This window comes from Mesorhizobium sp. WSM4822 (assembly GCF_055811155.1).
On the sequence record NZ_JBVVQM010000009.1, the window covers coordinates 230,837 to 254,324 of the forward strand.

Consider the following 23,488-nt stretch of genomic DNA (forward strand, 5'->3'; position numbering starts at 1 on the left):
CCGTTCAGCAGGGGAAACCGCCGCCAATGAAGCCCGGACGGATCGCGCTTTTCCCGGGATTCCGTCGCCATGCGGCGCCGCTCAAACAAAGCGCGGGATCGGGCCGTTCTGCGGGGTCACGTCGTCGCCGAGGTCGACAAACACCTCGTCGACATAGCACCATGCCCAGCCTTCCGGCGGATCGTAGCCCTCGATGATCGGATGCTTGGTGGCGTGAAAATGTTTGGTGGCGTGGCGGTTGGGCGAGTCGTCGCAGCAGCCGACATGGCCGCAGGTGCGGCAGAGCCGCAAATGCACCCATTGCGACCCGCTCTTCAGGCACTCCTCGCAGCCGAGCGCACTCGGCGTCACCTTCCTGATGTCGCGCGTATGCCTGCATTCATCCATCATGGTCTCCCTGCTGTTTGAGGTGCGTCCGCGCGCGCGAGATATGCATGCAATGCCGCGACCACCTGGGCGCCTTCGCCGACAGCCGCCGCGACGCGTTTGACCGAACCGGCGCGGACGTCGCCGATGGCGAACACGCCGCTGCGGCTGGTCTCCATCTGCGCCGATCCCAGCTCCGATCCGGTGCGCACGAACCCCCTGGCGTCCAGCGCCACACCGCAATTCGCCAGCCAATCGGTGTTCGGGTCGGCGCCGATGAAGAGAAAGAGATGGCGGATCGGGCGCGTAGTTTCCGCGCCGCTGGCGCGGTTGCGCCATCGCACCGTGCCAAGATTGCCCTCTTCGCCGTCCAGCGCCTCGATTTCGGTCCCGGTCAGCACCTCGATGTTCGGCTGCGCCTTGATGCGTTCGACCAGGTAGCGCGACATGCTGGCATCGAGGCTGCCACCGCGCGCCAGCAGCGCCACTTTGCGCGCATGACTGGCCAAGTAGACAGCCGCCTGCCCGGCCGAATTGCCGGCGCCGACCAGCGCCACTTCCTGGTCCGCGCAAAGCCGCCCTTCGATGGGCGACGCCCAGTAATGCACGCACGTTCCCTCGAACCGCGCCAGATTGGCGATGTCGAGGCGGCGATAGCGCGCGCCGCTGGCGATCACCACGCTGCGCGTGCGCACGGTCTCGCCATCGCCGACATCGAGCAGATAGCGGGCGCCTGACGCGTCGGAGGCGGCGCTCAAAAGCTTCGCCTCGTCCGGGATGACCATTTCGACGCCGAATTTCTGCGCCTGGTTGTAGGCGCGCGCCATCAGCGCCATGCCGGTAATGCCTGTGGGGAAACCAAGATAGTTCTCGATGCGCGAGGATGCACCGGCCTGTCCGCCGAAGGCGCGGCAATCGAGCACGATCGTCGATAGCCCCTCGGAGGCCGCATAGACCGCCGCCGCCAGCCCTGCCGGGCCGGCGCCGACGATGGCCACGTCATAGACCGTATCGGCATCGATCGGCCGCAGCAGGCCTATGCAGCGGGCGAGGTCCTTTTCGCCGGGGTTCATCAGCAGCCTGCCGTTTGGACAGAGCACGATCGGCAGGTGGTGAGGATCGACCTCGAAGCGTTCTACCAGGGTTTTGGCGCAGGGATCGCTGCCGGAATCGAGCACGCGATGCGGCTGGCCGCTGCGGGCGAGGAAGCCCTGCAGGCGCAACACGTCGGCATTGTCCTGGGGTCCGATGATGATCGGCCCGCTGGTAGCGCTCTCCAAAAGCCCGACGCGGCGCAGGATCAGCGCCCGCATGATGCGCTCGCCGAGATTGGCCTCCTGCACCATCAGGTCGCGCAGCCGCTGCGAGGCGATGACGAACGCCTCCACCGGTTCGGCGGCCTGCGCATTGACCAGCGAGGGACGGGCCGAAAGCTGCGCCAGCTCGCCGACAAAGCTGCCCGGACCATGCGTGACGATCGTCTCGCGCCGGCCGAGCCCGCCGTCCTGGGTGATGTCCACGCTGCCCGACAGCACGACGATCAGACCGGGCGCCACATCGCCGGCTTCGATGATGTGCTCGCCGGCTGCATAGAAGCTGGCCTCGCCGAACCGGCGCATGCGGTCGATGTCCACCTCGGCCAGCGTGGGGAACGCCTGGTCGCGGCGGGCACCGAAGATCTGGGTGGTGGATTGAGACATGGCTTTGAGCGTAGCGAAGCGGGCGCGGAGTTTGAAGCGGTTTGTGAGGGGACTGGCCGGAAGGGGAGGTTGGCGGCAAAGAAAAAGCCCGGACGAGCCGGGCTTTTTCTCTAAGTTTCTGAACCGGCGAATGGTTCGAAACGGGAATTTGGTGCCCAGAAGAGGACTCGAACCTCCACTCCTTGCGGAACACGGACCTGAACCGTGCGCGTCTACCAATTCCGCCATCTGGGCTGGTGCGGGCTCATGTAAGCGGGCAAGCGATTGCTGTCAACGCGCTTTTTTCGCAGGTGCTCCGTTCGCCGGCTCAGTCGTCCAGCACTTCCTTCGAAGCGACGGTGGAATCGGCGTTGAGCTGGTAGATGACCGGCACGCCGGTGCCGAGTTCCAGCTTGACGATCTCCTCGCCCGACTTGCCGTCGAGCGCCATGATCAGCGCGCGCAGGGAGTTGCCGTGGGCGGCGACCAGCACGGTGCCGCCGCGCAGCACATGCGGCTGCAGATCGTGCAGGTAATAGGGCCAGACTCGGGCGCCGGTGTCCTTCAGGCTTTCGCCGGCGGGCGGCGGCACGTCGTAGGAGCGGCGCCAGACATGCACCTGCTCCTCGCCCCATTTCTTGCGGGCGTCGTCCTTGTTGAGGCCGGAGAGGTCGCCATAGTCGCGCTCGTTGAGTGCCTGGTCGCGGGTGGTCTTCAGATCGCTCTGGCCGACCGCGTCGAGGATGTGCTGGCAGGTCTTTTGCGCCCGGATCAGCGCCGAGGTGAATGCGATGTCGAATTTCAGGCCGCGCGCCTTGAGTTTTTGCCCCGCGGACTTGGCCTCGGCGTGGCCCTGCTCGGTCAGGTCGACGTCGCGCCAGCCGGTGAACAGGTTCTTCAAATTCCATTCGCTCTGGCCGTGACGCACGAGCACGAGGGTTCTCGACATGTTTGCTCCCTTCAGGTTGGCAGATTGGCCGCTCAGCTGAGGCCGAGCACGTCCCGCATCGAATACAGCCCCGGCTTCTTGCCGCGCGCCCAAAGCGCCGCCTTGACGGCGCCCCGAGCGAAGATGGCGCGGTCCTCGGCATGGTGGGCAAGCGTGATGCGCTCGCCGGTGCCGGCCAGCATCACGCTGTGGTCGCCGACGACAGAGCCGCCGCGCAGCGTGGCAAAGCCGATCGAGCCGGTCTTGCGCACGCCGGTGTGGCCGTCGCGGACCCGCACGTCGTTGCCGGAAAGGGGGATACCGCGCCCGGCGGCGGCAGCTTCGCCGAGCAGAAGTGCTGTGCCCGACGGCGCGTCGACCTTGTGCTTATGGTGCATTTCGAGGATCTCGATGTCGAAATCGTCGGCATCGAGCGCGCGCGCCGCCTGTTCGACCAGCACCGCCAGAAGATTGACGCCGAGGCTCATATTGCCCGACTTGACGATGGTCGCATGGCGCGCCGCCGCCGCGATTTTCGCATTGTCGTCGGCCGTGCACCCGGTCGTGCCGACGACGTGAACGATGCGCGCTTGCGCGGCGTAGCCAGCGAATTCGACTGATGAGGCCGGGGTGGTGAAATCGAGCACGCCGTCTGCCTTGGCGAAGACCGGCAACGGGTCGTCGCCGATCGGCACATTGATGATGCCGATGCCCGCCAGTTCGCCTGCGTCCTTGCCCAGATAGGGCGAACCCGCCCGCTCGACCGCGCCGATGACCCGCGCGCCGGGGATGGTGTGGATGGCACGGATCAGCGTCTGGCCCATGCGGCCGGCAGCGCCCACCACCACAAGGCCCATATCGCCTGCTTCGCTCATGTGCTCCTCACAGCAGTCTTCTTCGCACGCGTGGCCCGGACCGGAGTTTGGATCGGCTCGCGGTCCTCGACAAGCCCCAGTCCCTTCTTGCCCTGGATGCGGTGGAAGCGGGAATAGATGCTGTCCGGGTCGGCCATAAGCGTCGCATGGGTGCCTTCCTCGACCAACCGTCCCTCTTCCAGCACGATGATGTGGTCGGCATTGACCACCGTCGACAGCCGATGCGCTATGACGATGGTCGTGCGGCCTTGCATGACTTGGGTCAGCGCTTCCTGGACGCGCGCCTCCGCCTCGTTGTCGAGCGCCGATGTCGCCTCGTCGAGCAGCAGGATCGGTGCCTGGCGCACGATGGCGCGGGCGATCGAGACGCGCTGGCGCTGGCCGCCGGAAAGGGTCGAGCCGCCTTCGCCGACAGGCGTGTCGTAACCTTGCGGCTGCTGGCGGATGAACTCGTCGGCTGCCGCCTGTTTCGCCGCCTGCTCGATCTCGGCGTCCGTGGCCGACAGACGGCCGTAGCGGATGTTGTCGCGGATCGTGCCCTCGAACAGATAGGGCGCCTGCGCCACATAGGCGATCGACTGCCGCAGCGAATGCTTGGTTACCTTCGAGATGTCCTGGCCATCGACCTCGATGCTGCCCCGATCGACGTCGTAGAAGCGCTGCAAGAGCGCCACCAGCGTCGATTTGCCGGCGCCCGACGCACCGACGATCGCCGTCACCTTGCCGGCCGCGGCGGTAAAGCTCAGGTCCCTAAGCACCGGCATGTCGGCGCTGTAGCCGAACGTCACATTGTCGAAACGCACCTCGCCGGTGGTGATCCTCGCCTCGACGGCATCGGGTGCGTCGCCCTGTTTCGGCTCCAGGTCGAGCAACTCGTAGATCATGCGCGCGTTGACCAGGGCACGTTCCATGCCCACCTGTGTGCGCGCCAGGCGTCTTGCCGGATCGTAAGCCATGATCAGCGCGGTGATGAAGGAGAAAACCGCGCCCGGCGGCTGCCCAAGATACAACGCCCGGTAGCCGGAATAGGCAAGTACGGAGGTGATGGCGAGACCGCCCAGAATCTCGGAAATCGGCGACAGCCGCTCCGAGACGCGGGCGATCTTGTTGTTACGCTGCTCGGCCGTGTCCGCCATGATGCCGATGCGGCGCGCCAGCTCGGCCTCCAAGGTGAAGGCCTTGACGATGGCGATGCCTTGTGTGGCCTCCTGCACGGACCCGTTCAGCCGCGAATTGATCAGGACGGATTCCCGGTTGATACGCCGCAGTCGGCGGGTGATATAGACGACGGCCCAGATCAGTGGAGGGCCGATCAGCAGCGAGCTGAGCGACAACACCGGATCCTGATAGATCATCACGCCGACGAGAGCGACCAGCGTGACAGCGTCGCGGCTGATGGAGGTCAGTGTCAGCGACAGCAGATCGCGAACGCCGCCGACATTCTCGCTGACCTGTGCCGCCAGCCGACCGGAACGCGTATCGTTGAAGAAGTTGACGCCGAGCTTCATCAGATGGTCGAAGCTACGCTTCTGGTAGCGCGCGACCAGATTGTTGCCGATACTGGCCAACGCGACTGCTTGGCCGTAACCGGCGAAGCCGCGCAACAGGGAGGCTCCCATGAAACCGGCGCAGATCAACCAGAGCATATCGCCGCGTCGTTCGTAGAAGATCTGGTTGATCATCGGGGCCATGATCCACGCCGTGAAGGCAGTGGTGCCGGAAACGATCAGCAGGCAAGAGACGGCGACGACATAGGTCCAGCGATACTCGTTGCCGTTTTCAGCGAGGATGCGGCGGAGCACCGCTGTGACCTCGCCGGGCAGGGCTTTTTGTTTGTTTGGAGCTTGAAGTGTCAAATCGGGAGCGCTTTGTGGTTTTCCGCCTCGTGGGACCGGGGCTGCAAATTCGGCACCCCTCTTAACGCCCTGCGGCCTGATTGCCTATGCCCGCACCTGATTAACTTCGTCGCGGGGCGCGAGCGCTTCGCCGGCTTTCAGGCCTGCCAGCGCCGGCCCTCCGTCTGGACACCGAACAGCAAGGGGTTCCGGGCATAGGCGGCAAGGCCCAGAAGTGCGGCCAGCGGGTGGGTGATGACGTAGACCGGCATGGTGCGCATCATCGCGCTGTGCGGCGCCTTGTCCTCGAAAGCGGCCCGGAAATTGCCGGCTTTCAGCGCCGGCACGATCTTCTGCGCGATGCCACCGGTGAGGAACACGCCGCCGCGGCTCATGAATACCAGAGCAAGGTCGCCTGCGGTGCGCCCAAGGCAGGTGACGAAGATCTCCAGCGCTTCCTCTGCAACCGGATCGGTTTTCGCAAGTGCCGCGGCAGTGATCTCGGCCGGCGTGGTGAAGGGCGACGGCTTGCCGTCCGCCTTGGCTACCGCCCTGTAGACATTGACCAGACCGCGTCCGCACAGGATCTGCTCGCCCGAAACGCGGCCTTCGAGCTTCTCGATATGCGGAAAAACCTCGAAATCGCGCGGTGTGCGCGGGCCGATGTCCATATGGCCGCCCTCGCCGGGGACCGGTATCCAGTGATGCAGCGCGTGGACCAGCCCGGCGACGCCGAGCCCGGTTCCTGGACCGAGCACGACGCGCCCGGCATTGGGCTCCGGCGTGCCGCCGCCGATCTTTTCCATGTGCTCCTCGCCGAGCGCGACGACGGCCAGCGCCTGCGCCTCGAAATCGTTGAGCACGACGATGTCGCTCAGGCCGAGGCTGGCGAACATTTTCCTCGGCTTGACGATCCAGGGGCAGTTGGTGAGTTCGATCTCGTCGCCGTCGACCGGGCCAGCCACCGCCAGCACCGCCGAATTGGGGCGCACCGACGAGCGGTCGAGCACGGCCGCCTGGATCGCCTCGTCGATGGTGTTGTAGTTTGCCGTCTGGACAATGGTCGGCTCGCCTGCCTCGGAATTGGCGTCGAGCACGATCGAAAAGCGCGCATTGGTGCCGCCGATGTCGCCGATCAGGATCGGAAACCGCAACAAAGTATCGTCGTCGCCTGTGCGTGGCATGCTCTCGTCCGTCTCCGGCGCCCCCGACGGCGTCTGGCCGTTCTTCCGTTGACTAGCGCATGGGTTTGAAAAGGGAAACGGTTTTCGACCCGGGCGGCGCGCTGAGGCCGGCTCTGCGGCCAAACCGCCACGGTTTCGCAAAATGAGGCGCTGAACCGATTGAGTCTGCCTATAGGCTATAAGCCGTGATCGTCAGTTTCCAGGCGGCCGCGGTCGCGGCAGCGGCACGCCGATCTCGGGCGTCGCCGTGAAAGCGTTCATCGTGCTTGGCAAGCCGGCGGCGGCCGGGGTGGCGGGCAACGAGGGCGCTTCGGGTTCGGGCGCGGCAGCCGCGACCGGCACGCCGCCGCCATGGTAGGTCGCCGCATCGGCCGACGACGGCCCCGGCGCGTCAAGCACGGCGCGGCACTCGCTCGGCAGGTTCGCCATCGTCATCAGGTCGCGCGCCTTGGGCGCATCGGGGTTCTTGTTGGGGCGCCAAGGCTCCTGCGTGAACCACCAGGCCAGCGGCTTGCCGCAACCGTCATCGTCCGGCGTCGCTTCCTGCGCCTTGCAACCGGGCGAGCCCGGCTGGCAGCCGATGCGCATGTGGAAATGATAGTCGTGGCCCCAGAACGGCCTGACCTTGCGCAGCCAGAAGCGGTCGCCCTTGACGGTGTCGCAGAGCTTTTTCTTGATGCCCGGATTGACCAGGATGCGCTCGACCTGGCCGTAGCTCGCCGCCCGCTTCAGAAGCCTTGTGTGCGCTGGCGTCCACAGCGCGTCCTTCACCAGATGGGTCTTCTCATCGACCATCAAGGTGGCGCTCATCGATTCGCGCTGCGCCATCGACAGCGGGCGGCGGGGCATCGGCGTCAGCCAGATGTCGGCGTCGAGCCCGATCTGGTGCGAGGCATGTCCTGTCAGCATCGGGCCGCCGCGCGGCTGCGAAATGTCGCCGATCAACAGGCCTGGCCAACCATCGGCCGCTGCGTCGCGCGACAATTTCTCGACTACCGCGATCATCGCCGGATGGCCCCAGCGGCGGTTGCGCGACGGCCGCATCACCTGCCAGGTCGGACCGTCCAAGGGAATGGCGACGCCGCCGGCAAAACAGCCCTTGGAATAGAATCCGATCGACCGCGCCGCGGTCGCGGCCGGCAGTTTCTTGGCGCCGAACAGGTCTTTTGCCCGCTCCTCGGCGCTCGCCGGCTGAACGGCTAACCCAAGCACGGCAAGCAGGCCGAGCGCAGCGGCCAACAGGGGCGTTTTGCCTAGAGATAGCCTCATCGCTGTCTTCATGAACCCGGTTCTCCACCGCAATCCCAAGGCCGAATCATAGCACGCCGCACCCGCGGCTTCGATCGTCAGCGCTTCATCGGGCTGCGCGCTTCGCCGTCACGCCAATCGCCGCTTGCCCACATATGATCGAAGGCGGCGCGGTAGTCTGGAAACCGCAGGGAATAACCCGCCGCCTTGATCGCCGCGTTGGCGACACGCTTGTTCTCGCCATAGAAGGACCGCGCCATGGGCGAAAGTTGGGCGGCGTCGAAGGGAATTTCGGGCGGCGGTTCGATACCCTTTAGCGAAGCGGCATAGGCGACGACATCCTGCGGCGGCGCCGGCAGGTCGTCGGTGACGTTGAAGATGCCGCCTGTATTGCCTTCGATGAGCTGCCACAGGGCGCCGGCAATGTCGTCGCAATGGATGCGGTTGAACACCTGGTCCGGCTTGACCAGCCGCCTTGCAGTGCCGTTTTCCAGATTGACCAGCGCGTTGCGGCCGGGGCCGTAAATGCCGGACAGGCGCAGGATCGCCCCCGGTCGGCCGATCTCGCGGCCCAGCTCCAGCCAGTCTCGTTCGGCGGCCACCCGCATCACCGAGCGCTTCGACACCGGCCGGCATTCCGCCGTTTCATCGACCCATGCGCCGTCATAATTGCCGTAGACGCCGACGGTGGAGAGATAGCCGATCCATTCAAGCACCGGCATTTGAGTGAGGATTCCCGCGCGGGCGGCATTCAGCACAGGATCGCCGGCCTCTTCCGGGGCGACCGAAATCAGCAGATGCGTTGTTTCTCCCAATGCATCGCCGATTTCGCCGGTCATCGCGCCGTCGAACAGAAGCGGCGCGACACCGGCCTGCCGTAGCGTCTCGAATTTTTCCGGCGAGCGTGTCGTGCCGAAGATCGTCGCGGCGCCTTTGTTAGCCCGAGCAAAAGCCCTGCCGGAATAGCCGGCGCCGAAGATGAATATCTGCTTTTCGCTCATGCATTCGCCCTGGTTGGTCGCGCCAGACGCCATTCGTCGCGCACGGCTTCGTCGCTCTCGGTTTTCAGGCCGATGGCTGCCCGTTCTGAATATTCGGCGTCGGGCACCAGCCGCGCCAGCGCCCAAATTGCCGCGCCCCGCACCAGCGGTGACGGATCGCCGAGAAGCGTACGCACCGCGCCAGACAGCGAAGCATCGCCGGAATTGCCGGCGGCGATCAGCACGTTGCGGATGAACCGGTCGCGGCCGATGCGTTTTATCGGCGAACCGGAGAAGAAAGCGCGAAAGGCCGCGTCATCGAGACCCAAAAGGTCGGCGAGCGGCGGCTCGCGCAAATCATCGCGCGCGACGAGTTTTGCTTCGGAAGCTGCCCGGGCGAATTTGTTCCACGGGCAGGCGGCAAGACAATCGTCGCAGCCATAGATGCGGTTGCCGATCTTTTCGCGGAATTCGTGCGGAATCGGCCCCTTGTTCTCGATGGTGAGATAGGAGATGCAGCGCCGCGCATCGAGCCGGTAGGGCGCCGGAAAGGCATCGGTCGGGCACGCGTCGAGGCAGGCGCGGCAGGAGCCGCAATGGTCGATCTCGGCGCGGTCGGGCACGAGTTCGGCGGTGGTGAAGATGGTGCCGAGGAACAGCCAGGAGCCGTGTTCACGGCTGACCAGATTGGTGTGCTTGCCTTGCCAGCCGAGCCCGGCGGCCTCGGCCAGCGGCTTTTCCATCACCGGCGCGGTGTCGACGAATACCTTCACATCACCCCCGGCGCGCGCCACGATCTTGCCGGCGATCTCCTTCAGCCGCCCCTTCATCACATCGTGATAGTCGCGGTTTTGCGCATAGACCGAGATCGCGCCGGAGTCGCGCTTGGCCAGCACCCCGCGCGGATCATGGTCGGGGCCATAGTTCATCGCCAGCACGATGATCGAGCGCACCTGCGGCCAGAGGGCCATTGGTTCACTGCGGCGTTGGAGCGTCTCGGCGATCCAGTCCATCGACCCATGAAAGCCATCGGCGACGAATTCGGCCAGGCGCGCCGGCGCCAGCGGGATCGCATCGGGGGAGGTGACGGCAACGGCATCGAAGCCGGCGCGCTGCGCCTCCGCGTCGATCAGCGCGCGCAGTTTTGCGGCGTCAGAAGTCGAGGTCCGCATAATGCGACACCGGTGACAGGCCGCGCACCCGGTCGGTCAAAAGCGGCCGGAAGGAGGGCCGCGACTTGACCCGCGTGTACCATTCGCGTGCAGCGCTGTGCTCGCGCCAGTCGATCTCGCCGAGATAGTCGAGCACCGACAGCGTCGCCGCGGCCGCGAGATCGGCATAGGTGACCCTCGAACCGGCCAGCCAATGGCGGGTGCCGGCCAGCCAGTTGGTGTATTTCATGTGCTGGCGGATGTTGGCGCGCGCGGCACGGATCGCGCCCGAATCGGGCGAGCCGCCGCCAGCCGTTTCCGGCATGACCGGCTTGAGCACGCGCTCGCGCACCAGATGGCGGGTGACTTCACTTTCGGCCTTGTTGAGATACCAGTCGATGAGCCGGCGGATTTCGGCGCGCTGCATCGGGTCCTCGGCGAACAGCCGCTTGTCGCGCTTCAGCACGCCGCGCGTTTCATCGAGATATTCCGAAATCACCGTCGCGCCGACGATCGGCACGTCGCCTTCGGCCAACAGGATCGGCAGCGTTCCGGCCGGATTCAGCGCCAGGAACTCCTTGCGCCGGGTCCACGGCTTTTCCTCGATCAAAGCCAGCTCCTCGCCATACTCGCCGAATGCGAGGCGGACGAAGCGACAGGTGGCGAACATGGGATGGTGGAAAAGCGTCAGCATGGTTCCGCGATGATAAAGCGCACTGGCGAATCGCAGGGCGCACCGGTAAGTCTTGGCCGCCCGGTTAGCGGGCCGTCAGGGTGTTGCGACCTATAGGGGGACTTCAACGCCATGACAAGCAAGCCCTTCTGTCAGCCGTCACGCCAATGCCGAGGTAGCCATGGAAAGCCAGACCATCGTCGAAGCCCTGCTGCTCGGCCTGCTGGAGGGGTTGACCGAGTTCATCCCGGTGTCGTCGACCGGCCATATTCTGCTTGCCGGTCATTTCCTCGGCTTCCATTCGACCGGCAAGGCCTTCGAGATCCTGATCCAGCTCGGCGCCATCCTGGCGATCCTCAGCGTCTATTTCCGCCGCCTGTGGAAGATGCTGCTCGAACTGCCGCATGACCGGCTGACGCGGCATTTCGCCATCGGCATCCTGATCGCCTTCCTGCCGGCGGCGATCATCGGCGCGCTGGCGCATGATTTCATCAAGACGGTGCTGTTCGAATCGCCGAGGCTGATCTGCATCATGCTGATCATCGGCGGCGTCGTGCTGCTGGCGGTGGACCGCATGAACCTCAAGCCGGTCTACCGCGATGTCGAGCGCTTCCCGACCCGGCTTTACCTGCAGATCGGGCTTTTCCAGTGCCTGTCGCTCATTCCCGGCACATCGCGTTCGGGCTCGACCATCGTCGGCGCCCTGCTTTTGGGCGTCGATAAGCGCGCTGCCGCTGAATTTTCCTTCTTCCTTGCGATCCCGACCATGGTCGGCGCCTTCGCCTTCGACCTGTTCAAGAACCGCAACGTGCTGAGCAGTGCCGACCTGCCGATCATCGCCGTCGGCTTCGTCGCCGCCTTTGTCACGGCGCTCATCGTCGTGCGCTTCCTGCTCGACTACGTCTCGCGCAAAGGCTACGCGCTGTTCGGCTGGTGGCGGCTGGTGGTCGGCGGCGTCGGGTTGATGGCGTTGATGATCTGGGGGTGAGGAGTGGTCCGCGAAGCGGACGGAAAGCCAATTGCTTGGCTTTCCGAACGACGAACGGTGAAGGCCCGGTTCGCCTTCGGGCGGATCAAAAGGTCCGGTGGACCTTTTGAAGGGACTGAACGCCCGAAGGGCAGGGAGCCAGCGAAGGGCGAGCAACGCCCGTAAGTGGCCCCTCAACTCCTCCCGTAAAACGCGTTCTCGACATGCACCGGCCAGCGCCAAGGCAGCACGGCGACCATGTCGAAGCGCATCGACAATCTGCCATAGTCCGCTTGGCGTGACAGCCAGATGTCAGCCGCGCCTTCTATGCGACGCTCCGATTCGTGACCGATCGCCTCCATGGCTTCCATCAGCGTGCGGCGCGCCTTGACCTCGACGAACAGCACCAGATCGCCGCGCCGCGCGATCAGGTCGATCTCGCCGAAGCGTGTGCGGTGGCGGCGCGCAAGGATCCGGTAGCCCTTCATCATCAGGGCTGCCGCCGCCAGCCATTCACCGCGATGGCCGCGCCGATAGGCCTTTTGGCGGCTGACGCTTGGGCGCTCAGCCACTGTCGCTTTCTCCAGAAGTCTCCCTGAGGTCAAGCAGCCGCCGATAGAGGGCCTGTTTCTGGCCGCCGGTCATCTTCGCGGCTTCCGCGGCCGCCTTGGAGGCCGGCATTTCGGCGGCAAGCGACAGAAGCAGACGGTCGATGTCGGCGGGTTCGTCGACCCTGGCCTCGGCCGGACCGACGCAGACGACGATCTCGCCCTTCGGCGTATCGGCCGCGGCATAGTGGTCGGCCAGCGCCTGCAGCGTGCCGGTTCGCATCTCTTCGAAGGTCTTGGTCAATTCCCTGCCGATAGCGGCCTTGCGCTCGCCGCCGAGCGCTTCGACCATGGCAGCCAGGGAGTCAGCCAGCCGGCGCGGCGATTCAAAGAAAATCAATGTCGCCGGCACGGCCTTCAGTGCTTCCAGCCGTGTCAGCCGCTGCCCTGATTTGACCGGCAGGAAGCCGGCGAACAGGAAGGCATCGGAGGGCAGGCCGGATGCCGTCAGGGCCGCCAGCGGCGCTGACGGGCCGGGGATAGGCACGACGCGAATGCCGTGGTCGAGCGCCTCGCCGACCAGCCGGTAGCCGGGATCGGATACCAGCGGCGTGCCGGCATCGGAGATCAGCGCCACGCTCTGCCCGGCCTGAAGTGCCGATATCAGCTTCGGCCCGGCCTCGCCGGCATTGTGTTCATGATAGGCCGTGGTGCGGCGGCGAATGCCGTAGCGGTCGAGCAGCACGCGCGACACCCGCGTGTCTTCGCAAGCAACGATGTCGGCGGCGGCCAGCGTCTCCAACGCGCGCAGCGTGATGTCGGCGAGATTGCCGATCGGCGTCGCCACCAGATAGAGCGCCGGCTCCAATGGCCGTGCCGCGATCTCGGTCTGCCCGACCACATAGCTGCGCTTGCTCGTCTCTGCGGTCACCGATGATTTCTCCATTCAGCCCTGTTTGGCACGGCTGACGCGGGCTTGCAAAAGCTGACGCCGATGTAAGGAATTCGCCTTTCCTTTGCCACAGTGGGGAACCAAACCGGCGTTGGCAGATTAGCCCCCTGATTCCGGAGGAGGACAGGATGGACAGCCTGAAGATACAGGACGCTTTCGAGCCCTACTATGCCGGCCGCAAGCGCGGTGCCGCGCCCAGGGACAAGCGCCTATCTGCCAAGACCGAGCACAGCCTGGCCAAAGAGCGAGCCGTGAGCGCTTTGCCGACCAACGTCAGGCTTTCCGACAACAAACCCGATAGCACGACGGAGCACTGACCGGACGATGCCCAATCGCTTCGATATCTTCATCACCCGTCTTGAAACAAAGAATGCCCGCAACGGCGCGCAACTAGCCTCGATAGGCGACCAGCACCGCGCCCGCCGCGATAAGGGCGACGCCAAGCCAATTCGCTCCGGACAACCGCTCGCCGAGAAAGGCCGCGCCAAACACCGCCACAAGCACGACGCTTAGCTTGTCGATCGGCGCCACCTGCGCCGCATTGCCGATCTTGAGCGCCCGAAAGTAGCAGAGCCATGACGCGCCGGTCGCCAGACCGGACAGGCCTAGGAAAGCCCAAGTCTTTGCCGAGATCGTGGCCGGCGACTGGAACTGGCCGCTGGCAAGCAGGATCGCACCGAGCACGATCAGGATGATGACCGTGCGGATGAAGGTGGCGAAATCGGAATTGATGTTCTCGATGCCAACCTTGGCGAAGATCGCCGTCAGGGCAGCGAACGCAGCTGAGAGCAATGCCCAGAATTGCCAGGAGGATACGGTCAGGTTCATGCCGGTGGCCTTTGCGGATGAGGTCTCAACCGAGATACCGTGAAACGCGTGCCTTCAGAAGTGCAATCCTAAGCTTCGGAGATTGGACGAGGCTTCCCCACCTTCGTCATCCACGGGCGGAGCAGGAGCGAAGCGACGTCGCGAAGACCCGAGGATCCATTCCGTGACTTCTGAATTTCGCTACGGTGCAGAATCTGGAAAGCTGGCGTGGAGAAGATGCGCCGGCAACTAAATCTATTGTTTGAACGGGACAAGTGGCAGAGCAGGCATGCCCATTCTGGACCGTGACGCCCCGCAGCAGCCGTCGCGGCATGGATCCTCGGGTCTGCGCGCCGCTTCGCGTCGCTCCGCCCGTGGATGACGAGGCGGGAGGAGCTTGGCGCAGGCAAAGCTACCTGCCTACCGCGCCAGATCGGCGACCACCGCGTCGAGCACGATCATGCCGGCCGGCGTGGCGCGCAGGCGCGAATTGCCGATCGGCGCCACCAGCCCCTCGCCCTGCAGCATCGACAGCCGCACGCTCGACAGGCCGCGTCCGGAGAACGCTTCGTAGCGGGAGAGGTCGATGCCTTCGGCGAGCCGCAGACCCATCAGCAGGAATTCGTCGGCCTCTTCCGAACGCGTCAGGATTTCGCCGCCGGTGACGCCATGGCCCTTGGCCTCGACCAGATTGGCCCAGGTTTCCGGCATCCGCTCGGCGATCGTCACCGTGCGGCGGCCATGCTCGACGAAGCGGCCATGCGCGCCCGGCCCGACGCCGACATATTCGCCATAGCGCCAATAGGTGAGGTTGTGCCGGCTCTCGGCGCCCGGCCTTGCGTGGTTGGAAATCTCGTAAGCCGGCAAGCCGTGCGCCGTGGTGATCTCCTGCGTCAGCGCATAGAGGTCGGCGGCGTGGTCATTGTCGGGAATGATGAATTTCTTTGCCGCGTGCAGGGCGTGGAAGGGTGTGCCTTCCTCGATGGTCAGCTGGTAGAGCGACAGATGGTCGGCGGCATGGCCGATCGCCTGTTCCAGCTCCGATGCCCAGGCCTCCGGCGTCTGACCGGGGCGGGCGTAGATGAGGTCGAAGGACAGCCTTGGGAATATTTCCCGCGCGAGGCCGATGGCGTGCAGGGCCTCATCGACATTGTGCAGCCGGCCGAGGAAGCGCAAATCCTTGTCATTCAGCGCCTGAACGCCTAGCGACACGCGATTGACGCCGGCCGCCCGGTAGCCGCGAAAGCGTTCGGCCTCGACCGAGGACGGATTGGCCTCCAGCGTCACCTCGATGCCGTCAGGCACAGTCCAGTTCTTCGCCACGGCGTCCAGAACCCTGGCCACGGTTTCCGGCTTCATCAGCGAGGGGGTGCCGCCGCCGAGAAAAACGCTGGTCACCTCGCGCGGCCCGGTGCGTTCGCGCATCGTCGCCAATTCGGCCTCGAAGGCGGCGGCAAAGCGCTCCTGGTCGACCGGCTGGTGGCGGACATGGCTGTTGAAGTCGCAATAGGGGCATTTGGCCGCGCAGAACGGCCAGTGGACATAGACGCCGAAGCCGGGCGTCCGGTCGAGCAGCATGCTCATGCCGAGCCCAATCTCGCTTTGGCGAACTTCTGGAAGGCGCGAGCGCGATGCGACAGCGCCGTCGGCTGGCCGGGCTTCCAGCCGTGCTTTTCCTCGGCGCTCATTTCGCCGAAGGTCTTTTCGAAGCCGTCGGGGAGGAAGACCGGGTCGTAACCGAAGCCGAGTTCGCCGCGCGGCGGCCAGACCAGCGTGCCTTCGGCCTCACCGCGATAATATTCGGCCTCGCCGTCGGGAAACGCCAGACAGATGACGGCAACGAAGCGTCCCTTGCGCTGTTGCGGCAAGGCCGCTCCGACTTCCTGCAGCGCCACTTCGGTGCGTTGCATGGCCATGCCGAAATCTCTGCTGCCATCCGGGGTTTCGGCCCAGTTGGCGGTGTAGACGCCGGGCGCGCCATCAAGCGCGTCGACGCATAGGCCGGAATCGTCCGACAGCGCCGGCAGGCCGGTCGCCTTGGCGGCGGCGAGCGCCTTGATGTAGGCGTTCTCCTCGAAAGTGGTGCCGGTCTCATCCGGCTCCGGCAGGCCATACTCCTTGGCCGACTTCGCTTCGAAGCCGAACGGCCCCATCAGGTCCGCGAATTCGCGCAGCTTGCCTTCATTGTGGCTGGCGACGACGATCTTCTTGCCATCAAGAGAATGCATCAAAGGCCCCAGATTCGTGGCTCGGCGAATTCGATCGAATTGCCCGAGGGGTCGCGTATATAGATCGAACGGCCGCCCTGCGGCCACTCGAATTCGCTCTCGATGGCGATCTTCTTTGCCTCCAGATGGGCTTTCCAGCCGGCGATTTCATCGGCGGTCGCAGCAAAGCACAGATGGCCCTCGCCGACCGCGCCATGCGGCGGCACCGGCAGCCTGGCGTCAGGCGCCGGCGGCACTTTCGTCGCCTCGGCGTTGAAGACGAGCAGCACGCCCGGCCCGCAGTGGAAGAAGAGGTGGCGGCCGTCGACCTTGCCGAGGAGATTGAGGCCGAGGATGTCGGTGTAGAAGGTTTCCGCTGCGGGAAGATCGGTGACGTAGAGAGCGGATTCAAGGATGGCCGAGGGCGTCACGAGGCGCCCCCCTCTGGCCTGCCGGCCATCTCCCCCTCAAGGGGGGAGATCGGATGCCATTTCGGTATTCGCCAATCTCCGGCGTTGCACGTTGCGCGACAACGCAGAAGTCGCCAATCTCCCCACTTGAGGGGGAGATGGCCGGCAGGCCAGAGGGGGGCGCTCAAATTCGGCATCGAAAAACTAAGCCACCGCCATCTGCTGCAAACTCACCAACCTCTGGATGCCCTTCTTGGCCAGACCCATCAAGTCGGCGAACTGCTCTTCCGAAAAGGGCTCGCCCTCGGCGGTGCCCTGGATCTCGACGATGCCGCCCTTGCCGGTCATGACGAAATTGGCGTCGGTGCCGGCCGAAGAATCCTCGATATAGTCGAGGTCGATGACCGGCTGGCCGTCATGGATGCCGCAGGAGATCGCCGCGACATGGTCCTTCAGCACCTTGGCGACGCTGGCCATCTGGCGCGCTTCCATCCAGCGCAGGCAGTCATACAGCGCCACCCAGCCGCCGGTGATCGATGCGGTGCGGGTGCCGCCATCGGCCTGGATGACGTCGCAGTCGACGGTGATCTGCTGCTCGCCAAGCGCCTGCAGGTCGACCACGGCGCGCAGGGAACGGCCGATCAGCCGCTGGATTTCGAGCGTGCGGCCGCCCTGCTTGCCGGCCGAAGCCTCGCGGCGCATGCGCTCGCCGGTCGAGCGCGGCAGCATGCCGTATTCCGCCGTCACCCAGCCCTTGCCGGAATTGCGCATCCAGCCCGGCACTTTTTCCTCGAGGCTGGCCGTGCACAGGACATGCGTGTCGCCGAACTTCACCAGGCATGAGCCTTCGGCATGCTTGGAGACGCCGCGCTCGAAGGAGATGGCACGCATTTCGTCGAATTGGCGTTTGGAAGGGCGCATTCAGGCTGCTTTCTTGTCATTTTTCGGAATCTTGGCCGGCTTGTAACCGCATGGGCCCCGTGGCGCAAAGGAAAATGGCCTGACGATCGGACTCAGACACCGGGTGATCTCACACAGACACCGGGTTGCGCGGGTGCAGTGTAAGTCTGTATCCTTGGGCCGGAGGTTTTTGGCCGTATGACCAAGGCAGTCGATCCCGCTTCGCAGTCGCCCGCGCTCCAGTCGCTCGACATGCGTTCGCGCGACATCTTCCGGCGTATCGTCGACTCCTATCTAAGAGACGGCGAACCCGTGGGCTCGCGCAGCCTGTCGCGCATCCTGCCGTCCTCGCTGTCGCCGGCGACCATCCGCAACGTCATGAGCGACCTCGAGCATCTCGGCCTGATCTACGCGCCGCACATTTCGGCCGGCCGGCTGCCGACGCAGGCCGGCCTGCGTTTCTTCGTCGATGCCTTCATGGAGCTTGGCGACCTTTCCGACGAGGAGCGCCGCGCCATCGAGGCACAGGTGCGGGCGTCCGGCTCGGGCGCGACGCTGGAACACATGCTGACCGAGGCCAGCCAGATGCTGTCGGGCATGTCGCGCGGCGCCGGCCTGGTGCTGGCCGCGAAGAACGAGGTGGCGCTGAAGCACATCGAATTCATCCAGCTCGAACCGACCAAGGCGCTGGCGGTGCTGGTGTCGCAGAATGGCGACGTCGAAAACCGCGTCGTCGAGCTGCCCGCCGGCATCACCGTCTCGCAACTGCACGAGGCCTCGAATTTCCTCAACGCCCATATACGCGGCCGCACGCTGGCCGAGGCGCGGATCGAGATCGCCCGCATCAAGGAAGAAACCAGGGCCGCGCTCGACACGCTGTCGCAGGACCTGGTCGAGAAGGGGCTGGCGGTGTGGGCCGGCGCCGACAGCGGCCTGCCGGCACGGCTCATCGTGCGCGGGCGCGCCAATCTGCTCGAAAACGTCACCGCCCAGGCCGACATCGAACTGCTGCGGCATCTGTTCGAGGACATGGAGACGCAGGACGGGCTTATCCAGCTGCTTGACCTCGCCGAGCAGGGCTCGGGCGTGCGCATCTTCATCGGCTCGGAGAACAAGCTGTTTTCGCTGTCGGGCTCGTCGCTGGTGGTGGCGCCTTATCGCGACAAGGATGCCCGCGTCGTCGGCGCGCTCGGCGTCATCGGCCCGACCCGGCTGAATTACGCGCGCATCGTCCCAATGGTCGACTATACGGCGCAGCTGATTTCCCGCATGCTGCGCTGAGCTGATCCAACCGAGGAGACGATGATGGCGCTCGAAGAATTCAAGGCCCGGATCAGCCTCCTGCTGGAGGAGATGGTCAACCAGCCGGAAGACCAGCACGAGATCCAGGAGCAGTTGCGCGAAAAACTGCAGGAAATGCGCGCCATGGGCCTGCCGCTGCCGGCCGACCTCGTCGAGTTGGAAAAACGCCTCGACGACGATTTTTACGCCGCCGGGACCTGAACCGGGAAACCGGGAGCTTCCTCCACCTCATCATGTGCCGTGGAACGATCGACGAAACCGGTCGTTCCTGTTTTCACGCCCAAACATTGGAGGACCGAATGATGCGTTTTGCCGGCCCCGCACTTTCCGCCGCACTGTTTCTCTCGACCGCTTCATTCGCCCAGCAGGCGGACGAGCCGGTGCTGAAAGGCGCGGACGCCTTCGGTGACTGGCGAGCGGACAAGCCGGGCACACGCCGCCTGATCGAACCGGATGATCTGCCTAAGCCCTATGCCAACAGATCGACCTCTAACAGCGCCGGCGTTGCGGACATGCCGGCAGACGCGAAGCTGCAACTGCCGCCGGGGTTCTCGGCCGAGCTGGTTGCATCGGGCATCGACAATCCACGCGTCGTGCGCGTCGCGCCGAACGGAGACCTGTTCGTCGCCGACAGCAAAGCCAACCAGGTCCGCATCTATCGCCTCGCCGAAGGCGGTGCGAGCCCTGTGCAGGACAGCATCTTTGCCGGCAGTCTCAAACGGCCCTATGGCATTGCCTTCTATCCGCCGGGCGCTGACCCGCAATGGGTCTATGTCGCCAACAGCGACAGCATCGTGCGCTTTGCGTACCGCAATGGCGACCTGAAGGCCTCCGGCGATCCGGAAACCATCGTCGGCAACATCCCTGCCAGTCATCACTGGACCCGCGACATCACCTTCTCGCCGGATGGCAAGACGCTTTATCTGTCGGTCGGCTCGGGATCGAATGTCGCCGAGCGCATGGGCAAGGAACCGAAGGGCGGCCTCGACGCCTGGGCGAAGTCGCAGCCGCTCGGCGCCACATGGGGATCCGAGGACGGCCGCGCCGGCGTGCTGGCCTTCGATCCCGATGGCAAGAATGGCCGCATCCTTGCCACCGGCCTGCGCAACTGCTCGGGCATGACCGTGCAGCCGGCGACCGGCGCGCTGTGGTGCGTCGTCAACGAACGCGATGCGCTTGGCGACAATGTGCCGCCCGAATACGCAACCGTGGTCAAGGAGGGCGCCTTCTATGGCTGGCCCTGGTACTATATCGGCGACAATGAGGATCCGCGCCACAAGGGTGAGCGCCCCGATCTTGCCGGCAAAACGACCGTTCCCGATGTGCTGATGCAGGCGCATTCGGCTCCGCTCAACATCGCCTTCTACGAAGGGAAGAGCTTTCCGGCCGAATACAAGGGCGATGCTTTCGTCGCTCTGCACGGTTCATGGAACCGCGGCAACCGGACCGGCTACAAGGTGGTGCGATTGCTGTTCAAGGACGGCAAGCCGACCGGCGAATATGAGGATTTCATCACCGGCTTCGTCGTCTCCAACGGCGAGGTCTGGGGCCGGCCGGTCGGCGTAGCGGTGGCGAACGACGGCGCGCTGATCGTCAGCGAGGACGGCAACGGCACCATCTGGCGTGTCACCCATGGCGACGGTCGCTCCTGATCTGCTCGGGTAGCGCAGGCCCCCTCACCCGGATTGCCAACCGAATTGCGAAGAGCAATTCGGGACAATCCGCCCTCTCCCCGGCGGGTAGAGGAGGTAGGCGGGCCCGTGCTCGTCTCTTCTCCCCAGCGGGGAGAAGGTGGCCGCGAAGCGGCCGGATGAGGGGGCTTCGTAAGGCGAGGCCCCCGATATCTGGTGCAATAGAATCCGACCCCAGGGAATTCAATCTTAGCCGGTCCCATGCGACAAGGCATTCTGATCTGAGACGAATGCCATGACCCTTACCGGATTCCTCGCCTACAGCGCCGCCCTCGGCATCGCAGCCGCGATCCCTGGTCCCGGCATCACCGCTCTGGTCGCGCGTGCGCTCGGCTCCGGCTTCCGCTCGTCGCTGGCGATGTCCTTTGGCCTGATGGTTGGCGACATCACCTATCTGACCGCCGTGGTGCTCGGCCTCGCCTTCGTCGCACAGAGTTTCGGCATGGTTTTCCTGGCCATCAAGTGGCTCGGCGTCGCCTATCTCGCCTTCCTAGGCTGGCGCTTCTGGAACAGCGGCATCACGCCCGAGACCGTCGAGGCCCGAACGGGCAGGGCGGGATTGCTGTCGAGCTTTGCCGCCGGCCTGACTGTCACGCTCGGCAATCCGAAGACGATGATCTTCTATCTCGCCATCACGCCGACCATCGTCGACCTGAAAACCATCACGCTGGCAGACTATGGTATCCTCGTCGCGCTGACCGTTGTGGTGCTGTTGGTGGTGCTGGTGCCGTATCTTGCGCTGGCCGCCAAGGCGCGCTGGTTCCTGAAATCTCCGCGCGCGCTCAAGGCGCTGAACCGCACGGCTGCCGGTTTCATGGTCGGTGCCGCTGCAGCGATTGCCGCCCGCCAATAGCGAGCTTTCGGCCAAAGCATTTCGCAAACAGGCCTTTGCGGGAAATGCTTTTCCGAGACGGCACTGTTTTAGACACAGGTCCCACTCGGATATTTTCAATCGACAGTCTATCTTGCGCGGTCGAAGGTCCTATCTTGCCTGCAATTCCACTTGCCTGAAATCCTTACTCGCCTGAAGTTCTGGGAGCGAAACAAATGAAGAAGCCCGCCACATCAGCCCGCGTGCCCGGCCGCGGCCGCGTCTACGATTCCATCACCGACACGATCGGCGATACGCCCCTGGTGCGGCTCGACAAGTTCGCCCGGGAAAAGGGCATCGTCGCCAATCTCATCGCCAAGCTCGAATTCTTCAATCCGATCGCCTCGGTCAAGGACCGCATCGGCGTGGCGATGATCGAGGCGCTGGAGGCGTCGGGCAAGATCTCTCCCGGCAAGACCACGCTGATCGAACCGACGTCGGGCAACACCGGCATTGCGCTTGCCTTCGCCGCTGCCGCCAAGGGCTACAAGCTGATCCTGACGATGCCCGAAACGATGTCGATCGAGCGCCGGAAAATGCTGGCGCTGCTGGGCGCCGAGCTGGTGCTGACAGAAGGCCCGAAAGGTATGAAGGGCGCCATCGCCAAGGCCGACGAACTGGCAGCGACGATCCCCAACGCGATCATCCCGCAGCAGTTCGAGAACCCGGCCAATCCAGAAATCCATCGCACGACGACGGCCGAGGAAATCTGGAACGATACGCATGGCGAGGTCGACATCTTCGTCGCCGGCATCGGCACCGGCGGCACCATCACCGGCGTCGGCCAGGTGCTGAAGACGCGCAAGCCCTCCGTGCATGTCGTCGCCGTCGAGCCGGACTCCTCGCCTGTTCTGTCGGGCGGCCAGCCCGGCCCGCACAAGATCCAGGGCATCGGCGCCGGCTTTGCGCCCAAAATCCTCGACACGACGATCTATGACGAGATCGTCAAAGTGTCGAACGAGGATTCCGTGGCCAATGCCCGCCTCGTCGCCCGCCTCGAAGGCGTGCCGGTCGGCATCTCTTCCGGCGCCGCCCTGCAGGCGGCCATCGTCGTCGGCTCGCGGCCGGAGAACAAAGGCAAAAACCTTGTGGTGGTCATCCCGTCCTTCGCCGAGCGTTATCTGTCGACCATCCTGTTCGAGGGGCTGGGATCGTAATCCGACGCTTCTTCGCGACCAAGCTGGCCCGCTGAAAAAACGCCCGTGGCCGCCATCAGCGGCTTGAGCGCCACACCGCTTCCGGTTCATATCTCCCCCGGCCTGCTTTGCGCGGGCCGGGGGAGAATTTATGTACAAGCTTTATACCCGTCCCGGCAGCGGCGGCTTCGTGGTCGAGGCGGCGCTGGCGCTGGCCAATGTACCATTTGAGCAGATCGACGTGCCGAAGACCGACCGGCCCGATCCCGCCTTCCTCGACATCAGTCCGTTGAACCAGGTGCCGGTGCTGACCTTGCCCGACGGAAGCTCGATGACCGAATCGGCGGCGATCTGCATCGTGCTTGCCGAGCGCCACCCCGACGCCAATTTGGCGCCGGGAGCAGAAGCGCCTGCCCGCGCGGATTTCCTGCGCTGGATGGCCTTTATGTCGTCTGTGCTCTATTCGGCGGTGCTGCGTTTCTACTACGCATACCGCTACACTGCCGATCCCGAAGGCACCAAGGCGGTCAAGCAGGCGGCCGTGGCCGAGATGGACCGCGGCTTTGCCGTTCTCGATGCCGCGCTCGAAGGCCGTGACTGGCTGGTCGGTGACCGGATGTCGCTGGCCGACATCTATCTGGTCATGCTGGTGGCCTGGTATCCCGACATCGACAGCGCGCGGACGGCATGGCCGAACATCGAACGCCTGTGGGCGCGGTTGCGCGACCATCCGCTGATGAAGACGCTCAACACCTCGCACGAGATGTGGCCGGGCTGA

General features: G+C 64.9%; 25 protein-coding genes and 1 tRNA gene. 8 read left to right on the forward strand and 18 right to left on the reverse strand.

The genetic code is table 11. The features are described from left to right. Positions 1-81 precede the first annotated feature (81 nt). From AC0L3E_RS21740 to AC0L3E_RS21790, 11 genes are all read right to left on the reverse strand, one after another. On the reverse strand, positions 82-390 hold the full coding sequence (locus tag AC0L3E_RS21740) for a UBP-type zinc finger domain-containing protein (RefSeq protein ID WP_027161196.1): 309 nt from the start codon (positions 388-390) through the stop codon (positions 82-84). Beyond that, positions 387-2,066 (reverse strand): FAD-dependent oxidoreductase, encoded by a 1,680-nt coding sequence (locus AC0L3E_RS21745; protein ID WP_473605585.1) that lies wholly within the window; start codon positions 2,064-2,066, stop codon positions 387-389. The genes AC0L3E_RS21740 and AC0L3E_RS21745 overlap by 4 nt, the downstream gene beginning before the upstream one ends. 149 nt (positions 2,067-2,215) lie before the next feature. Continuing rightward, positions 2,216-2,300, reverse strand: a tRNA-Leu gene (locus AC0L3E_RS21750). Positions 2,301-2,373: 73 nt separating this feature from the next. Next, complete coding sequence (locus tag AC0L3E_RS21755; protein ID WP_128308460.1) at positions 2,374-2,994, reverse strand: 2,3-bisphosphoglycerate-dependent phosphoglycerate mutase; 621 nt, start codon at positions 2,992-2,994, stop codon at positions 2,374-2,376. A gap of 32 nt (positions 2,995-3,026) precedes the next feature. Then, complete coding sequence (gene dapB / locus AC0L3E_RS21760) at positions 3,027-3,848, reverse strand: 4-hydroxy-tetrahydrodipicolinate reductase (RefSeq protein WP_128308459.1); 822 nt, start codon at positions 3,846-3,848, stop codon at positions 3,027-3,029. Next, positions 3,845-5,704 (reverse strand): ABC transporter ATP-binding protein, encoded by a 1,860-nt coding sequence (locus AC0L3E_RS21765; RefSeq protein ID WP_473605587.1) that lies wholly within the window; start codon positions 5,702-5,704, stop codon positions 3,845-3,847. Before AC0L3E_RS21765 ends, dapB begins: the two co-directional genes overlap by 4 nt. A 137-nt stretch (positions 5,705-5,841) precedes the next feature. Continuing rightward, on the reverse strand, positions 5,842-6,867 hold the full coding sequence (locus AC0L3E_RS21770; RefSeq protein ID WP_127321173.1) for a glucokinase: 1,026 nt from the start codon (positions 6,865-6,867) through the stop codon (positions 5,842-5,844). Positions 6,868-7,059: 192 nt separating this feature from the next. Further along, positions 7,060-8,148 (reverse strand): penicillin-insensitive murein endopeptidase, encoded by a 1,089-nt coding sequence (gene mepA / locus AC0L3E_RS21775; RefSeq protein WP_473605588.1) that lies wholly within the window; start codon positions 8,146-8,148, stop codon positions 7,060-7,062. A gap of 65 nt (positions 8,149-8,213) precedes the next feature. Then, the gene (locus AC0L3E_RS21780) at positions 8,214-9,116 is read right to left on the reverse strand and encodes an SDR family oxidoreductase (protein ID WP_473605589.1); all 903 of its coding nucleotides are present in this window, start codon (positions 9,114-9,116) and stop codon (positions 8,214-8,216) included. Then, entirely contained in the window at positions 9,113-10,267 is a 1,155-nt protein-coding gene (gene queG / locus AC0L3E_RS21785) for a tRNA epoxyqueuosine(34) reductase QueG (RefSeq protein WP_473605590.1), read from the reverse strand. Before queG ends, AC0L3E_RS21780 begins: the two co-directional genes overlap by 4 nt. Beyond that, positions 10,248-10,940: a glutathione S-transferase family protein gene (locus AC0L3E_RS21790; RefSeq protein ID WP_013528622.1), complete on the reverse strand. Its 693-nt coding sequence runs from the start codon at positions 10,938-10,940 to the stop codon at positions 10,248-10,250. The genes queG and AC0L3E_RS21790 overlap by 20 nt, the downstream gene beginning before the upstream one ends. A gap of 160 nt (positions 10,941-11,100) precedes the next feature. Here AC0L3E_RS21790 and AC0L3E_RS21795 point away from each other — a divergent pair, with 160 nt between their 5' ends. Continuing rightward, a complete protein-coding gene (locus AC0L3E_RS21795; RefSeq protein WP_127269760.1) occupies positions 11,101-11,907 on the forward strand; it encodes an undecaprenyl-diphosphate phosphatase in 807 nt (268 codons plus the stop codon). 173 nt (positions 11,908-12,080) lie between these two features. Here AC0L3E_RS21795 and AC0L3E_RS21800 read toward each other — a convergent pair whose 3' ends face one another. Beyond that, entirely contained in the window at positions 12,081-12,458 is a 378-nt protein-coding gene (locus AC0L3E_RS21800) for a YraN family protein (RefSeq protein ID WP_127269758.1), read from the reverse strand. Continuing rightward, positions 12,451-13,380 (reverse strand): 16S rRNA (cytidine(1402)-2'-O)-methyltransferase, encoded by a 930-nt coding sequence (gene rsmI, locus AC0L3E_RS21805; RefSeq protein ID WP_292457151.1) that lies wholly within the window; start codon positions 13,378-13,380, stop codon positions 12,451-12,453. The genes AC0L3E_RS21800 and rsmI overlap by 8 nt, the downstream gene beginning before the upstream one ends. 134 nt (positions 13,381-13,514) lie before the next feature. Between rsmI and AC0L3E_RS21810 the strand changes: the two genes are divergently transcribed. Beyond that, on the forward strand, positions 13,515-13,703 hold the full coding sequence (locus tag AC0L3E_RS21810; protein ID WP_127269534.1) for a hypothetical protein: 189 nt from the start codon (positions 13,515-13,517) through the stop codon (positions 13,701-13,703). Between the two features lie 73 nt (positions 13,704-13,776). On the opposite strand, the gene AC0L3E_RS21815 is transcribed toward AC0L3E_RS21810, so the two are convergent. From AC0L3E_RS21815 to rph, 5 genes are all read right to left on the reverse strand, one after another. Continuing rightward, entirely contained in the window at positions 13,777-14,214 is a 438-nt protein-coding gene (locus tag AC0L3E_RS21815; RefSeq protein ID WP_127269533.1) for an EamA family transporter, read from the reverse strand. Positions 14,215-14,613: 399 nt separating this feature from the next. Next, entirely contained in the window at positions 14,614-15,777 is a 1,164-nt protein-coding gene (gene hemW / locus AC0L3E_RS21820; protein ID WP_473605591.1) for a radical SAM family heme chaperone HemW, read from the reverse strand. After that, positions 15,774-16,421, reverse strand: coding sequence for an RdgB/HAM1 family non-canonical purine NTP pyrophosphatase (rdgB, locus tag AC0L3E_RS21825; protein WP_473605592.1), 648 nt, complete (start codon positions 16,419-16,421; stop codon positions 15,774-15,776). The genes hemW and rdgB overlap by 4 nt, the downstream gene beginning before the upstream one ends. Further along, positions 16,421-16,831, reverse strand: a complete 411-nt coding sequence (locus tag AC0L3E_RS21830) for a VOC family protein (RefSeq protein WP_473605593.1) — start codon at positions 16,829-16,831, stop codon at positions 16,421-16,423. Before AC0L3E_RS21830 ends, rdgB begins: the two co-directional genes overlap by 1 nt. 183 nt (positions 16,832-17,014) lie before the next feature. Continuing rightward, on the reverse strand, positions 17,015-17,731 hold the full coding sequence (gene rph, locus AC0L3E_RS21835) for a ribonuclease PH (RefSeq protein ID WP_056585385.1): 717 nt from the start codon (positions 17,729-17,731) through the stop codon (positions 17,015-17,017). A 177-nt stretch (positions 17,732-17,908) separates the two neighbouring features. Here rph and hrcA point away from each other — a divergent pair, with 177 nt between their 5' ends. The 6 genes from hrcA to AC0L3E_RS21865 all read left to right on the forward strand — a co-directional run bounded on the left by hrcA (position 17,909) and on the right by AC0L3E_RS21865 (position 23,488). Beyond that, positions 17,909-18,991, forward strand: a complete 1,083-nt coding sequence (gene hrcA, locus AC0L3E_RS21840; RefSeq protein WP_023814157.1) for a heat-inducible transcriptional repressor HrcA — start codon at positions 17,909-17,911, stop codon at positions 18,989-18,991. A gap of 24 nt (positions 18,992-19,015) precedes the next feature. Further along, entirely contained in the window at positions 19,016-19,213 is a 198-nt protein-coding gene (locus tag AC0L3E_RS21845) for a hypothetical protein (RefSeq protein ID WP_023814156.1), read from the forward strand. Between the two features lie 98 nt (positions 19,214-19,311). Next, on the forward strand, positions 19,312-20,664 hold the full coding sequence (locus tag AC0L3E_RS21850) for a PQQ-dependent sugar dehydrogenase (protein ID WP_473605594.1): 1,353 nt from the start codon (positions 19,312-19,314) through the stop codon (positions 20,662-20,664). Positions 20,665-20,938: 274 nt separating this feature from the next. Further along, positions 20,939-21,556 (forward strand): LysE family translocator, encoded by a 618-nt coding sequence (locus AC0L3E_RS21855; RefSeq protein WP_127331352.1) that lies wholly within the window; start codon positions 20,939-20,941, stop codon positions 21,554-21,556. Between the two features lie 194 nt (positions 21,557-21,750). Beyond that, positions 21,751-22,731: a cysteine synthase A gene (gene cysK / locus AC0L3E_RS21860; protein WP_473605595.1), complete on the forward strand. Its 981-nt coding sequence runs from the start codon at positions 21,751-21,753 to the stop codon at positions 22,729-22,731. Positions 22,732-22,861: 130 nt separating this feature from the next. Further along, positions 22,862-23,488, forward strand: coding sequence for a glutathione S-transferase family protein (locus AC0L3E_RS21865; RefSeq protein ID WP_127267554.1), 627 nt, complete (start codon positions 22,862-22,864; stop codon positions 23,486-23,488).

What these genes read in the sequence shown, in the direction of transcription:
- AC0L3E_RS21740 (WP_027161196.1), bottom strand. Translation starts at nt 390, where the DNA reads ATGATGGATGAATGCAGGCATACGCGCGACATCAGGAAGGTGACGCCG.
- AC0L3E_RS21745 (WP_473605585.1), bottom strand. Translation starts at nt 2,066, where the DNA reads ATGTCTCAATCCACCACCCAGATCTTCGGTGCCCGCCGCGACCAGGCG.
- AC0L3E_RS21755 (WP_128308460.1), bottom strand. Translation starts at nt 2,994, where the DNA reads ATGTCGAGAACCCTCGTGCTCGTGCGTCACGGCCAGAGCGAATGGAAT.
- dapB (WP_128308459.1), bottom strand. Translation starts at nt 3,848, where the DNA reads ATGAGCGAAGCAGGCGATATGGGCCTTGTGGTGGTGGGCGCTGCCGGC.
- AC0L3E_RS21770 (WP_127321173.1), bottom strand. Translation starts at nt 6,867, where the DNA reads ATGCCACGCACAGGCGACGACGATACTTTGTTGCGGTTTCCGATCCTG.
- mepA (WP_473605588.1), bottom strand. Translation starts at nt 8,148, where the DNA reads ATGAAGACAGCGATGAGGCTATCTCTAGGCAAAACGCCCCTGTTGGCC.
- AC0L3E_RS21780 (WP_473605589.1), bottom strand. Translation starts at nt 9,116, where the DNA reads ATGAGCGAAAAGCAGATATTCATCTTCGGCGCCGGCTATTCCGGCAGG.
- queG (WP_473605590.1), bottom strand. Translation starts at nt 10,267, where the DNA reads ATGCGGACCTCGACTTCTGACGCCGCAAAACTGCGCGCGCTGATCGAC.
- AC0L3E_RS21790 (WP_013528622.1), bottom strand. Translation starts at nt 10,940, where the DNA reads ATGCTGACGCTTTTCCACCATCCCATGTTCGCCACCTGTCGCTTCGTC.
- AC0L3E_RS21795 (WP_127269760.1), top strand. Translation starts at nt 11,101, where the DNA reads ATGGAAAGCCAGACCATCGTCGAAGCCCTGCTGCTCGGCCTGCTGGAG.
- rsmI (WP_292457151.1), bottom strand. Translation starts at nt 13,380, where the DNA reads ATGGAGAAATCATCGGTGACCGCAGAGACGAGCAAGCGCAGCTATGTG.
- AC0L3E_RS21810 (WP_127269534.1), top strand. Translation starts at nt 13,515, where the DNA reads ATGGACAGCCTGAAGATACAGGACGCTTTCGAGCCCTACTATGCCGGC.
- AC0L3E_RS21815 (WP_127269533.1), bottom strand. Translation starts at nt 14,214, where the DNA reads ATGAACCTGACCGTATCCTCCTGGCAATTCTGGGCATTGCTCTCAGCT.
- hemW (WP_473605591.1), bottom strand. Translation starts at nt 15,777, where the DNA reads ATGAGCATGCTGCTCGACCGGACGCCCGGCTTCGGCGTCTATGTCCAC.
- rdgB (WP_473605592.1), bottom strand. Translation starts at nt 16,421, where the DNA reads ATGCATTCTCTTGATGGCAAGAAGATCGTCGTCGCCAGCCACAATGAA.
- rph (WP_056585385.1), bottom strand. Translation starts at nt 17,731, where the DNA reads ATGCGCCCTTCCAAACGCCAATTCGACGAAATGCGTGCCATCTCCTTC.
- hrcA (WP_023814157.1), top strand. Translation starts at nt 17,909, where the DNA reads ATGACCAAGGCAGTCGATCCCGCTTCGCAGTCGCCCGCGCTCCAGTCG.
- AC0L3E_RS21845 (WP_023814156.1), top strand. Translation starts at nt 19,016, where the DNA reads ATGGCGCTCGAAGAATTCAAGGCCCGGATCAGCCTCCTGCTGGAGGAG.
- AC0L3E_RS21850 (WP_473605594.1), top strand. Translation starts at nt 19,312, where the DNA reads ATGATGCGTTTTGCCGGCCCCGCACTTTCCGCCGCACTGTTTCTCTCG.
- AC0L3E_RS21855 (WP_127331352.1), top strand. Translation starts at nt 20,939, where the DNA reads ATGACCCTTACCGGATTCCTCGCCTACAGCGCCGCCCTCGGCATCGCA.
- cysK (WP_473605595.1), top strand. Translation starts at nt 21,751, where the DNA reads ATGAAGAAGCCCGCCACATCAGCCCGCGTGCCCGGCCGCGGCCGCGTC.
- AC0L3E_RS21865 (WP_127267554.1), top strand. Translation starts at nt 22,862, where the DNA reads ATGTACAAGCTTTATACCCGTCCCGGCAGCGGCGGCTTCGTGGTCGAG.